The sequence below is a fragment of the Aquibacillus albus genome, assembly GCF_016908325.1.
Taxonomy (GTDB): domain Bacteria; phylum Bacillota; class Bacilli; order Bacillales; family Amphibacillaceae; genus Aquibacillus_A; species Aquibacillus_A albus.
Map to the genome: position 1 here is coordinate 1 of NZ_JAFBDR010000024.1, position 12607 is coordinate 12607.

At 35.7% G+C, this 12607-nt stretch carries 11 protein-coding genes and 1 riboswitch; of the genes, 5 read left to right on the forward strand and 6 right to left on the reverse strand.

The genetic code is table 11. The features are described 5' to 3' along the window. The first annotated feature begins 230 nt into the window (after window positions 1-230). The 3 genes from yyaC to JOC48_RS17080 all read left to right on the forward strand — a co-directional run bounded on the left by yyaC (window position 231) and on the right by JOC48_RS17080 (window position 3570). The gene (gene yyaC / locus JOC48_RS17070) at window positions 231-827 is read left to right on the forward strand and encodes a spore protease YyaC (RefSeq protein ID WP_204501629.1); all 597 of its coding nucleotides are present in this window, start codon (window positions 231-233) and stop codon (window positions 825-827) included. 283 nt (window positions 828-1110) lie between these two features. After that, window positions 1111-2535, forward strand: a complete 1425-nt coding sequence (locus JOC48_RS17075) for an NAD(P)-binding domain-containing protein (protein WP_204501630.1) — start codon at window positions 1111-1113, stop codon at window positions 2533-2535. 177 nt (window positions 2536-2712) lie between these two features. After that, the gene (locus JOC48_RS17080) at window positions 2713-3570 is read left to right on the forward strand and encodes an FtsZ/tubulin family protein (RefSeq protein ID WP_204501631.1); all 858 of its coding nucleotides are present in this window, start codon (window positions 2713-2715) and stop codon (window positions 3568-3570) included. Between the two features lie 74 nt (window positions 3571-3644). Here the strand turns inward: JOC48_RS17080 and serC are convergent, their stop codons facing one another. After that, the gene (gene serC / locus JOC48_RS17085) at window positions 3645-4724 is read right to left on the reverse strand and encodes a 3-phosphoserine/phosphohydroxythreonine transaminase (protein WP_204501632.1); all 1080 of its coding nucleotides are present in this window, start codon (window positions 4722-4724) and stop codon (window positions 3645-3647) included. 64 nt (window positions 4725-4788) lie between these two features. Continuing rightward, a riboswitch (ZMP/ZTP riboswitch) is annotated at window positions 4789-4869 on the reverse strand. A 221-nt stretch (window positions 4870-5090) separates the two neighbouring features. Between serC and JOC48_RS17090 the strand changes: the two genes are divergently transcribed. Further along, a complete protein-coding gene (locus tag JOC48_RS17090; protein ID WP_204501633.1) occupies window positions 5091-6071 on the forward strand; it encodes a glycoside hydrolase family 43 protein in 981 nt (326 codons plus the stop codon). A 102-nt stretch (window positions 6072-6173) separates the two neighbouring features. Here the strand turns inward: JOC48_RS17090 and JOC48_RS17095 are convergent, their stop codons facing one another. Next, window positions 6174-7937 carry a methyl-accepting chemotaxis protein gene (locus JOC48_RS17095; RefSeq protein WP_204501634.1) on the reverse strand — a complete coding sequence of 588 codons (1764 nt, stop codon included), beginning with the start codon at window positions 7935-7937 and terminating at the stop codon, window positions 6174-6176. Window positions 7938-8230: 293 nt separating this feature from the next. Between JOC48_RS17095 and JOC48_RS21690 the strand changes: the two genes are divergently transcribed. Next, window positions 8231-8371 carry a hypothetical protein gene (locus JOC48_RS21690; RefSeq protein WP_338024341.1) on the forward strand — a complete coding sequence of 47 codons (141 nt, stop codon included), beginning with the start codon at window positions 8231-8233 and terminating at the stop codon, window positions 8369-8371. 210 nt (window positions 8372-8581) lie between these two features. On the opposite strand, the gene JOC48_RS17105 is transcribed toward JOC48_RS21690, so the two are convergent. The 4 genes from JOC48_RS17105 to JOC48_RS17120 form a co-directional block, all read right to left on the reverse strand. Continuing rightward, complete coding sequence (locus JOC48_RS17105; RefSeq protein ID WP_204501635.1) at window positions 8582-9211, reverse strand: YesL family protein; 630 nt, start codon at window positions 9209-9211, stop codon at window positions 8582-8584. Window positions 9212-9233: 22 nt separating this feature from the next. Then, window positions 9234-10118, reverse strand: coding sequence for a carbohydrate ABC transporter permease (locus tag JOC48_RS17110; protein WP_204501636.1), 885 nt, complete (start codon window positions 10116-10118; stop codon window positions 9234-9236). After that, on the reverse strand, window positions 10118-11020 hold the full coding sequence (locus tag JOC48_RS17115; protein ID WP_239584445.1) for a carbohydrate ABC transporter permease: 903 nt from the start codon (window positions 11018-11020) through the stop codon (window positions 10118-10120). Before JOC48_RS17115 ends, JOC48_RS17110 begins: the two co-directional genes overlap by 1 nt. An 89-nt stretch (window positions 11021-11109) precedes the next feature. Next, window positions 11110-12444 carry an ABC transporter substrate-binding protein gene (locus JOC48_RS17120; RefSeq protein WP_204501637.1) on the reverse strand — a complete coding sequence of 445 codons (1335 nt, stop codon included), beginning with the start codon at window positions 12442-12444 and terminating at the stop codon, window positions 11110-11112. Window positions 12445-12607 lie beyond the last annotated feature (163 nt).

A 12607-nucleotide genomic window follows, 5' to 3' on the forward strand; every position in this document is an offset into this window, starting at 1 on the left:
TATGTCGTATCTCCTCCTTACCGGAAGAATACGCTATTAATTATTAAAATTTAAGGCCTTTTTTTAAAAGTGTCCTTGACATAGGGACCACTTTAAACCTCATGCTCGATCCTTTTTTATTTTAAAAATTACCATTATTTACCTCGTTCATTTAGAAGGATTTATCAGAGAAAAAAAGAATAGTTATCTAATAAGGTATTCATGAACGATTGATGAGGGGGGAATGAGTAATGCTTCAACATTTAGAATGGGAAAAAACAGCTGATCCGCTTCAAAAAATAATCCCATATAACCATAAATTAGCACCGTTATTCATTAGAAACACACTATTTTCTCTTATTCCAGAAGGGACACAGCACATTTTTGTAGTTGGAATTGGCTCCAACCTTATTAATGGCGATAGCCTCGGCCCCTTTGTTGGTACACTTCTTCGTGACTTATACCCTGAGCACCTTACCGTATTAGGAAATCTTGAGTTTCCATTGGATGCTACAACCCTTGTTCCCACTTATTCAAACCTCCATTTCCCTGACAATAGTTTTGTCATTGCAATTGACAGCGTTTTCGGTAAACAAGAATATATCGAATCCATTGTCGTTAGTGAAGGAGCACTACATCCAGGTGCTGCTTTTGAACATAATCTCCCATCGATTGGAGATTGCAGTATGATGGGTGTCATTTTGGAAGATAATTTAACAGAAAAAAGTTCCATCGTTTACACAAATCTTCACCTCATTTACACCATGGCAACGAATATTGCTACGGGAATCTCCCTTGCAATTCGACAATATTTCTCCTATCCCTCCGATCAGCTACTACTTAGGTAGAAATAATTTCATGTTGCATTCTCCTTAACTTCATTTAATGATAACAATTATGTACTAGTGACTTTGAACAATTAACAAAAGAAAATTTAGATATATTAAACATACGATAATCGATAAAAAAATGATACGATGAATATAGTCACATAAAACGTAATGAAACTTAACATATAAAATAACTGAATATTTTAACAATATCTTTTACAAGTGAGTATGAAAGTTAAGTGGGTAATAAACAATTTATCACATTTTTACTTAAGACGACGTTGAAGGGGACTGATAAAACATGAGCTTAGAGGCATTACAAGAACGAGTAAAAAAAGATCTTTCCTATCTTGCTTTCGGTGGGAAGGACTGGGTACGTCCGCTCAAACATCCTGAGGGTCATGTTTATGATGCAGTAATTATAGGCGGAGGACAAAGTGGGTTAGCAACAGCGTTTGGACTTTTACGTGAACGAATCTCCAATATCCTTGTCCTTGATGAAAACCCAGAAGGCTTTGAAGGGCCCTGGGAAACATATGCACGTATGGTGACATTACGAACACCTAAGCATCTGACCTCAGTCGACCTTGGTATCCCATCTCTAACTTTTCGATCATGGTGGGAAGCTCAACATGGAGAAGAAGGCTGGGAAGAAATAGAAAAAATTCCTCGAAGCGACTGGATGAACTATCTCCGATGGTATCGAAAGGTTCTCGATTTACCTGTTATTAATCGAGTAAAGCTACAGTTAATTGAGCCGATTGAAGAAGGGATTCATCGTCTTCATATAAAAGGGCCTGGTGCACCATCCAATTCCGTTCTAGCACGAAAGGTAATTCTCGCTACTGGAATTCAGGGGGGCGGTGAATGGCATGTGCCACCGATGATATCAGAAAGTTTACCAAGTCATCTCTATTCCCATACCTCTGAAACAATTGACTTTAAAGCACTGAAAGGGAAGAGAGTTGCCATTCTTGGAGGAGGCGCATCAGCCTTTGATAATGCTAATTTTGCACTTTCAGAAGGAGTAGGGGAAGCCCATGTTTTTGTTCGTCGAAAGGATTTGCCACGAATCAACCCAATCCGTCAGATGGAGGTATCGGGGATGATTGAACGTTTTCATACCCTTTCAGATGCAGATAAATATGCCGCTATTGCTCATTTTTTCAAGCATAATCAACCGCCAACTAACGATACGTTTAATCGTGCTTCATCATGGCCTGGCTTTAACCTTCATTTAGGTTCTCCGTGGCTTGATGTAAAGCAAACAATAGAGGGAGCAGAAGTAACGACTCCTGAAGGTACATTCACATTTGATTTCTTGATCATTAGCACAGGTCTTCGTACTGATCCTGCTTTGCGCCCAGAGTTAGAGCTTGTTGATAATCACATCGCTCGTTGGGGTGATCGCTATCATGCCCCTGAGGAATTGGCCAGTCCTATACTAGACGCACATCCTTATCTTAGCACAGGCTTTTCATTTTTAAGCCGCGATGAACAAGGTAAAAGGAAGCTACATGGTATTTTTGCTTTTAACTATTCAGCTTTGATTAGCTGTGGTATTTTGGCATCCGCACTTTCAGGTATGAGATTTGGTGTACCAAGACTTGTATCAGCAGTAGCGGATCAGCTTTTCTTAGATGATCAAGATAAGATTTTAAAGGATTTCTTCGAATATGATGAAGTAGAATTTATAGGGGAGTGGACAAAAGAAGTTTCCTATTGAAATTTAAATTCTAGTAATAATAAGGTGTACGGTCTATTCAAGACTGTACGCCTTTGGTTTAATTCTATTGATTCCCAGACATTCGTTCCTCTATTTGTGCCGAATCATCTACTTTCAACAAAACTAGTCATTATTCTCGACAGACTGTGACAGGTTTTATGTAATTATTCTTATATAATGGAGAAAAAGCAGAGTGGGGAGAAGGGCAATATGGAGACAGCTGTTAGAATTTATCAAATGAATAGTGGATTTTCTGAAACAGAAGAAGCTATGGCAGCAAAGCTAGAACCTAACGACATGTGCTTCTATCGCTTTATTGGTGGTAACTCTAGTGAAACAGATGATTTGACCAACCAACTATATGAACTGAAAGAGAAAAGAGTTTTATTAATTGGAGTCTTTCGCTTCCCTTTTCGCTTTGAGGGTAAAAAAAGGTTTCAAACAGCTACCACACAATATTTTCGGATGAAAGAGCTATGTGATGCCGTTATTTATTTTAATAGTGATGGTCTAATGGAAACGATTGATACGAACACAACCATTCGTGATGCAAACCTAATCTTCAATGCAATTGAGGAACAAACGATTGAGTCCTTAAAAGAAATGATTCAAATGACAGGTGAAATGAATATTGATTTTCAAGATATTCAAACTTTCATTAAAGGAAATAAAGGTCCGTTATTTTTACATACTGTTGAGGGAGAATCATTTGATGAACCCTTAAAATATCTTATCTCAACACCTTATTTACCAGAAGACTTCACCGACGGCAAGCAATTAATTTTAAACATTGGATATACTCGTGATATGGATATGGAGGCCTTTCGTCAAATCAACTTACGTCTTCATGATCTTTTTTCAAAGGCCGATCTCTTCAAGCTTGGCTCTTATTTTATTGATGAACCTGGTGAACGTTTTAAGATTACTTTGCTTGTTAATGGCATTGAGGATCCAATAGACAGGCCTAGTGACTATAAAAAAATCCCAAAATACATGGGATTACTTAGAAAATGGCAGCTTCTGGGTCAAAAGTAGACAACAACACAGCAAGCTTCGTGAAACAATTTGTGTAACAATATTATAAGGGTGGTGAGGCACCACCCTTATATTTAATGCTTACTTTCAAATTCCTTCATGAAAGCTACTAGTTCTTTTACTCCTTCTATTGGCATTGCGTTATAGATGCTTGCACGCATGCCGCCGACAGAGCGGTGTCCTTTTAATGTTTCCAATCCTGATGCTTTTGCTTCCTTGATAAATTCGGCATCCAAATCTCGGTTTGGAATAATAAATGGAATATTCATTATTGACCTGCTTTCCTTATTAACAGGAGAATCAAATAGGTCAGAAGCCTCAATATAATCATAAAGGATTTGTGCTTTTTCACGATTGATTCGTTCCATTTCCTTTAGTCCGCCTAAATCATTTATCCATTCAAAAACAAGCTTGGCCATATAAATACTAAATGTTGGTGGCGTATTATACAAAGAGCCACTATCACTGAACGTCTTATAATTTAGCATCGCAGGACACGTTTCTGATGCTTGTCCGATTAAGTCCTCACGTATAATGACAACCGTTAATCCTGCAGGTCCAATATTCTTCTGTGCACCAGCGTAAATCAATCCAAACTTTGAAACATCGATCTGTTCTGACAAAATATTCGAGGACATATCTGCGACGAGTGGTACATCACCTGTATCTGGAATTTCTGAAAATGCCGTTCCTTCAATGGTATTATTCGTTGTAATGTGCACATAATCCGCTTCCGGATTAATCATACCTTGATCAACCTTTGGGATGTAAGTGAAATTTTCATCCTCTGAGGAAGCAATCACTCGAACATCACCAAATTTCTTCGCCTCACTTATTGCCTTTTTCGACCAGGAACCCGTGTTAACGAAGTCTGCCTTTTTACTTTTTACAAGAAGATTCATTGGCACCATACTAAATTGCTGCGATGCTCCGCCTTGCATAAAAAGCACCTTGTAATTATCGGGAATTTCCATTACCTGTCTAATCAATTGCTCCGCTTCCGTAATGATTTCAGTAAACAGTGCTGAACGGTGACTCAGTTCCATGACGGACATACCAGAATCACCATAGCTTAGCAATTCTTTTTGCGCCTTTTCTAACACTGGTAACGGAAGCATGGACGGACCAGCTGAGAAGTTATAAACTCGATTCATTTTCGCAACATCCTATCTATTTTTTAGTAGTAAATAGAAAAAGGCAAGGATTCAATTTCCTTACCTCATTTGCCCAGGCGAACGACTAATCCATGTTATGTGCTCCCTTGCGGTTATCCGCGTTTCGCCAGTTACACATAATCTTTGTGCTTATTTTATCAATATTTAACAGCCTTTTCAATGTGCATTTTTCTAAAGATTTTGTCGATTTAGAAAACGGTCAACATTTCACCTACCTATAAACGAAACGTAATCTATCAATGGGCTGTTGTTACATGTGAAACTATTCTTTTGATTACAACGCTTTCATCGGATAAAATAGATAATAGATTAGATTTTTAAACAAATTATATGAGGAGGCTAAATATGGAAAAAATCCCAAAGCCACATAAACCTATCGTAGACCATATTTATACGGCAGATCCTTCTGCCCATGTATTTGAAGGGAAAATTTACATTTATCCGTCACATGATCTCGACCACGATGGTCCTTCTAATGATAATGGCGACCAATACGCGATGGAAGACTATCATGTACTTTCAATGGAGGACTTTAACTCTCCTTGTATAGATCACGGGGAAGCACTTCATGTGAAAGACGTACCTTGGGCAAAAAAACAAATGTGGGCACCTGATGCCGCTTATAAAAATGATACTTATTATTTGTTTTTTCCAGCCAAAGATAAAGATGATATTTTCCGTATAGGTGTAGCTACTAGCTCCAATCCTTCAGGGCCTTTTACACCCCAAGAAAGCTACATACCAGGGAGTTTTAGTATTGATCCGGCTGTTTTAGTAGATGATGATAACAGATCTTATATTTATTTTGGCGGACTCTGGGGAGGACAATTAGAAAAATGGCAAACGGAAACATTTACTCCTGATGCGGAAGGTCCTGCAGCCAATGAACCAGCATTGGGGCCGATTGTCGCTGAATTAAGTGATGATATGCTCACATTCAAAGAAGAACCTCATGAAATTTCGATCATTGACGAAGATGGAAATCCGATCCTAGCTGGTGATGAGGATAGAAGATTCTTTGAAGGTGCATGGGTACATAAATATAATGACTATTATTACCTTTCCTATTCTACTGGCACAACACATACGATTGCATATGCAATGAGTAAAAATCCAAAAGGACCTTTTGTTTACAAAGGAAAAATACTTGAACCTGTAATAGGGTGGACAACCCACCATTCCATTGTTCAATTTAAAGATAAATGGTATCTATTTTATCATGACTGTTCTTTATCCAACGGTATTAATCATAAACGTTCTGTAAAATATACTGAATTAACATATAACAATGATGGGACGATTCAAACCATTGATCCATATAAATAAATGGAGAAGAGTCTGTCCCATAAGGGTCTGACTCCCTCTTAGTTGAGGGGTCTGACCCCCTTTGATTTTGTAACATACTCGTTATAAGAAAGCATTACATTTTTAATCGACAATAAACTTTTGTACCTTACCATTTAAGTTATCGCTCATCTCAGAAAGCTTTAACAATGCGTCAGAAACCTCTTCCATTGCTGCGTTTGCTTCTTCTGATATCCCAGCCACAGTTTCAGCATTTGCTGAATTTTGTTTTGCAACTGCTTCTATTTGTTGAATCGTCTCTAATACATTTCTTGTTCTTTCCATAACCCTACCTATATGTAATGACACTTGTTTTACTTCATCGGATACAGAAAAAGTTGAATCAACAATTTTCCCGAAATTATTACCAGCATTTATTATAATTTCTTTCCCTTGTTCTGTCATTTCATTCGTCTGTTCCATTGACTCCATTGTTTCTCTTGTGTCGTATTGAATTTCTTCAATAATAAAGCGAATATCTTTTGTTGCTTTCGATGATTGAGTGGCTAGTTTTCTTACCTCATCAGCTACTACAGCAAAACCTTTTCCTGATTCTCCAGCCCTCGCAGCCTCTATTGCCGCGTTTAATGCTAATAAGTTTGTCTGACTAGAAACGCCATGAATCAAATCAACAATTTTATCCACTTCAGAAGTTTTTTGTACTAACCTTTTTATTTTTTCTACCGATTCTTTTACCTTATATTCCATTTCATTTATCTTTTCAATAATTTTATTCATATCCTCTTTACCATCATGTGCGTTTTGATTTGCAGTTTCTGATAAAGATGTAACAGCTTGAATATTATCCTTTACTTCTTGAATATCATTTGAGATCTCACTCATATAAAGATCTGTTTTACTAATTCCTTCTAACTGCTCTTTTGTCTCTGATGAAACTTGCTCAACAGAAACTGCAACCTGATTTACCCCTGCTTTTGTCTCTTCCGCATTATACGATAAATGTTCAGCCGTATGTGTTACACTCTTAACATTCTGCATCACGTCTTTAATTACTTGACTTAATGATTGAGTCATTGAATTAAAATTGGAGGTTAATTGTCCTAGTTCATCATTCGTTTTTGCTTCTAAAGGTTCAACCGTAAAATCACCTATAGCTACTTTATTTACTTGATGAGAAATTAGTGATATGGGCTTAGTGATTACGACAATGGTTATGTAAATTAGGATTACTGTAAAAATAATCGAACTAATAGCAATGACAAAAATCCAAGAAATCCCTTCTTCATTTAACCGAACTGAATCATTTACACCTTCACTTATTTTTACTTTTGCGTTATCAATGATAGATAAAAGTGAATGATTAGAACGGTCAAAGAAAGCATTTCCTTTATATAACTCATCTTTTGCAACAAGGTGTTTACCACTTATAGAATTTTCAATGGTACTTGCAATGTGTTCTTTGTATCCTTCCCATTGATTGGTAAAATCACTGTAATGTTGATTTATTTCTTCGTTATTTAACCGTTCTATTAATGGTTCTAGTTCATTTCGACTTGTTTCTAATCGATCAATCGTATCTTGTATTTCACTTTGCATTCGGTTTATTGTTACCGACATGGTGGAATTAACCATTAAATTTGCATATTTATTAATTTGAAGCATATCATTATTCATATTTGTTGCCTCAATGAGTATAGGAAGAGACAATTGATTAATTTCTTTATCATTTTGTGAAATAGCATTCATTTTACTAAAGATAATGACACTCATAGTAACTAATAATAAAAGAACCATTGCAAAACTAACTATTAGTCTTGAGCGAATAGATAAATGAACGTCCCTAAGCTGTTTAAACCGTATCTTTTGTAAAATTGATAGTACCTTCATTTCCTTCCTCCTCAGATTCACCCTTTTTTCGACATTAATCTATTGTTTATGATACAGAAATATGAATCCAGGAAGAAGAGTAGTAGATGGAACTTAACTTATTCTTAACATTACTACTCGGATTTCTCCATTAACTTGCTTTTCTTATCAGATATGTTTCATTTGGAGAAATTTTGATTCAATCAATGACTCATGGAATCAAAATATGTAAATGAATCACAAGGGTTGTGAGAACTAGCAGTTTTTTTTCTAACGATATTAATGATCATAATACATTATTCGGAGGTAAATTAATGAATGATTGGAAAAATGGAAGCTACGGCATTTTTTTAACATTTGTTGCCCTAGATGATGACGGTAAACCTTCCAAAGTTCCGGCAGTCATTCTGGAGACGAAAGAAGAAATTAAATCACATGAATCAGGAAAGAACTGAATTACGTAAAGATTACAGAAAAGCTAGCATAGAATTAGCCGGTTTTTTTACTACAAAGAAAGCTTGGGAATAAGTCATCAGATAAGAGTCCAGTCGGATGATTTTAGAAATTGGAAAGAGGGGTTAATATTATTGAACACTCAATCCCTCTTTCCCTCTTCTATCTTTAAAATGAGTTTTACCCAAGGCATTAAAGCCATCTTCCTATTTTCAGGCAGAAATAATATACTTATTTTTAATTTTTTCAATAGATTGTTCCGCTTGATACATAATAATTAAACTAATAATGCTCCCAGAGAAAAATGGGAAAATTGCAGGAATAAACAAGGTAAGATAATACATAAATAGTATACTTGCTAAAATGATTAGTATTGATAGCGGTGAATATATACCCAAATGAACGGCATATTTAATGTACTGTAACGGTTTCAACTCAAATTGAACAAAGACTGGGAAAACAAACACTAATGTTAAAAAATACAATATAGTTAGTAATATTAGCAATCCTGATAGAATGCTAACTAACATACCTTCAAAATTACCTATGAATAGAAAATCTAAATACAGCAAGCCTCCCACTGCTAAAAGAATCAATATGAGGAAATTCGTTTTCAAAAAGTCTTTTTTATATGTTTGCCAAAAGGTTAAAAAAACTTTTACATCCTCCTCCCCCATCAGCCATTTCCGGATAACGGTAAACATGGCCGATGTCGCTGGTCCTATACCAAAAAGGAGGAGGCCAAGCAAACTAAACCCTATCCATAATAAGTTGACATAAACGAGACTTGTTACCCAATCGCACATTTTGTATAACCAGCCCATCAAATTACCCATTGGCATTTCTATTTCCTCCCTCTATAAATTAACCCTTAACAGAACCAGCCATTAAACCTTTATTGATTTCATCCGTAAAGATTAAGTACATGATAATAGATGGAATCGCAATTAAAGACATTACAGCAAATTGCGCACCATAATTGGAGGAATACTGTCCAACAAATTGAACGATAGAAAATGGTAATGTTTTAAACTGATCCATGGTGTTAAATGTGTAAGCCATTATAAACTCATTCCAGCAGTTTATAAAATTTACAACACTTATTGTTGCAATAGCTGGTTTTGTAATTGGAAAAATAATTTTAAAAAGGATTTTCCATATACTGGCACCATCAATAACAGCCGCCTCTTCAATGGACCTCGGAATAGTTTCCATAAATCCAGTCACGATAAACATACTAATTGGAATGTTAAATGCAGTATATGGCAATATTAACGCCCAATAACTGTTTAACAGTCCTATTTCATTAAAGATAATAAAGTTTGGTAATAATGTAGCATGAATAGGGATCATCATACCTAATAAAATAATATTCATGAACAATGCACTAAATCGCCACTTCATTCTTGTGAACGCATAGGCTAGGAGAATAGACACAAATGCAGTAAGTGCAACAGAAACAAAAGTAACTAAAACACTATTAAAAAAGTACGGTAATACATTCCCTTGAGTAAAGGCACTAACATAGTTCCCCCACTGTGGTGGTGAAGGCAATTGGAAGATTGTATCCCCAAAAAAATCACCACTTTTTAACAAGGAATAATTAAATAACCAAAGTAATGGGAAAATTTGTAAAAATCCTATAATTGCCATAAAAGTATAAAGGATTACCTTTCCCACTCCAAGTGGCTTTCTTTTCCTCTTCTGTAAAATAGTTATAGTTTGGTTTGTATGTCCTTGAATTTCCATTAGTATTCACCAACATCTCTTTTCAGAAATTTGTTTAAAACTACTGTGATTATTAGAACAACAATGACAAATAGCACAGAAATTGCATTACCATAGCCATATTGTGCAGATGAAAATGCTGTTTGGTACAAGTAATTACCGAGTAGTTGTGTGCTATTTCCTGGACCGCCACCTGTCATTAAATAAACTACTTCCATTTGTTTTAAACATGCAATAACAGCTATAATAACAGCAACACGCATCATAGGTGCTAACAACGGAATGACAACTTGAAGATATAACTGAAATGGATTGGCTCCATCAATCTTAGCAGCCTCATAAAGTTCATCTGGGACCCCTTTTAGTCCAGCATAATAAAGTAAAAACGCGTAACCAAAACCTTGCCACATTGTTACGACAATAATAGACCATATAGCTATATCCGGATTACCTAACCAATCCTGTTTTAATGCAGATAAGCCAATTGATTCTAGGACATTGTTTAGCAATCCGTATTGTGGGTTGTATATACTAGCCCATAATTTTGCAGTTACAACAATCGAAATGATTGCCGGAATAAATAAAATTGTACGTAATACTTTTTCCCATCTTCCACAATGTGTAATTAAAATAGATAAGAAAATTGCTATTGGGTGTTGAATAAGAATTGTTGCCACTGTTAAAAGCAGGGCATTTATCAATGATGTACTAAAAATTTCATCATTAAAAATAATATTCTTAAAGTTTTCTAAACCAACAAAATTGTAGTCTCCAATTCCTCCCCAATCTGTAAACCCATAATATATACTCATCCCAATTGGGAAGATAATCATTGAAATAAGAATTAAAGAACCTGGCGCAACAAGGAAGAAGATTGTTCTTTTATCAGACATCAACTGATTCATTTCTACCACTCTTTTCATCTGTAAATATCATCTACAAATTCCTCTTTATGTTGAAGATGATGGCACAGCTGCACCATCACCTTCCTTTATTTTATTTACTTCAGATATTATTCTGATGCTTCTCGAGCTTTTTGTGCAGCTGCATCCAACTCTTCACCGAACTCTTCTGGTGTAAGTTCACCTGTAAATAGCTCTTGATGAAGGCTCATAATTGTTTCTTTAAATTCTGGTGTTGATTCATCAAGTATTGGTGTACCACTAGCAGATGTTAAACTATTAAAGATATCGACCATTTCTTTCTGAAGTTGGGACTCATCGCCAGTTAAATCAAATTTTTGAGCTGGCATTCCTGCTCCACTTTCCCAAACAAGTTTAGGCCAATTTTCAGAGCTATAGAAATACTTTAAAAATTTAACAGCCTCTTCTTTATGTTCTGAGTTTTCAGCAATGGAATATCCAGCACCGTTATAAGCTAATAAATCTCCTGGTTCTGATTTGTCAGTAACTGGGTAATTGATAACACCTACGTTTTCTCTAAAACTTTCTGGGAAGTTTTCATCTGTAGCAAGTCCCATTTCCCAAGCACCCATTAAATACATTGCTGCTTTTTCTTGTCCAAATAAGTTTCTTGCAGTACCGTAATCTGCAGTTAAGAAGCCCTCTGCAAATACACCAGCATCTACCATTCCCTTCATTTTAGCTGCTGCATCAATAACCGCTGGGTCAGTATAAGAAGCATCACCAGCAAGTGCTTGATCCATCAAATCAAAGCTGCCTGTTTCACGCTGTAATGCATAATCAAACCACATTGGCAGAATCCAACCATCCATACCATTCGTTACAACTGGATTTATCCCTAAATCACGAAACTGTTTAGAAACTGCAATTAATTCTTCTTCTGTTTTCGGAGGCTCTAATCCGTTTTCTTCAAAAAGTCGTTTGTTAATAAAAAGAGGTAAAAAGTCCGTGTTCTTTGGTACCCCGTAAAGTTTGCCATCTTTCGAAAATCCATCAAAAGATCCTTCGATAAATCCCATACCTTCAAATTCAGCAGAATCAAGTTCATGTAACAATCCATTATCAATTAATGGTGCAATAAATGAAGATTGCCCCCATGTCATCAAAATATCAGGCAGTTGATCAGTAGATGAATAAATTTTAATCTTATCTTTGTATGGTTCATCTTGTAACGCTTCCACTTCAATCGTTACATGTGGATTTTCTTCCATATAAGAATCGATAATTTGTTGTTCAACACCACCCATACCGGTCTCTCGGTCTGGATTTGGTGTAAAGAAGTTTAATGTCACTTTCTCTGATCCATCACCTTTGTCAGTCCCATTTCCATCTGAATTTTCTGATCCCTTAGCATTACTATTACATGCTGCTAAAGTAATTGATAGAGCAAGTATAGATACTAGCATTAGTAACCGTTTTTTCATCATTTTCCCACCTTTTAAATTTTGTATCCGCTTTCTATATTTAGTTTATGGGATAGAGACTATTATAACAATGTAGCATTTTTTAGATATCGTTTACATTTTTTAAAAAATCAATTACAGTAAATTATAAGTTTTATGAAGTTTAAGACAACATTTTGATGAG

Bases quoted from the DNA above. Each gene is read 5' to 3' on its own strand.
- yyaC (WP_204501629.1), top strand. From the start codon at position 231: ATGCTTCAACATTTAGAATGGGAAAAAACAGCTGATCCGCTTCAAAAA.
- JOC48_RS17075 (WP_204501630.1), top strand. From the start codon at position 1,111: ATGAGCTTAGAGGCATTACAAGAACGAGTAAAAAAAGATCTTTCCTAT.
- JOC48_RS17080 (WP_204501631.1), top strand. From the start codon at position 2,713: ATGGAGAAAAAGCAGAGTGGGGAGAAGGGCAATATGGAGACAGCTGTT.
- serC (WP_204501632.1), bottom strand. From the start codon at position 4,724: ATGAATCGAGTTTATAACTTCTCAGCTGGTCCGTCCATGCTTCCGTTA.
- JOC48_RS17090 (WP_204501633.1), top strand. From the start codon at position 5,091: ATGGAAAAAATCCCAAAGCCACATAAACCTATCGTAGACCATATTTAT.
- JOC48_RS17095 (WP_204501634.1), bottom strand. From the start codon at position 7,937: ATGAAGGTACTATCAATTTTACAAAAGATACGGTTTAAACAGCTTAGG.
- JOC48_RS21690 (WP_338024341.1), top strand. From the start codon at position 8,231: ATGAATGATTGGAAAAATGGAAGCTACGGCATTTTTTTAACATTTGTT.
- JOC48_RS17105 (WP_204501635.1), bottom strand. From the start codon at position 9,211: ATGCCAATGGGTAATTTGATGGGCTGGTTATACAAAATGTGCGATTGG.
- JOC48_RS17110 (WP_204501636.1), bottom strand. From the start codon at position 10,118: ATGGAAATTCAAGGACATACAAACCAAACTATAACTATTTTACAGAAG.
- JOC48_RS17115 (WP_239584445.1), bottom strand. From the start codon at position 11,020: ATGAAAAGAGTGGTAGAAATGAATCAGTTGATGTCTGATAAAAGAACA.
- JOC48_RS17120 (WP_204501637.1), bottom strand. From the start codon at position 12,444: ATGAAAAAACGGTTACTAATGCTAGTATCTATACTTGCTCTATCAATT.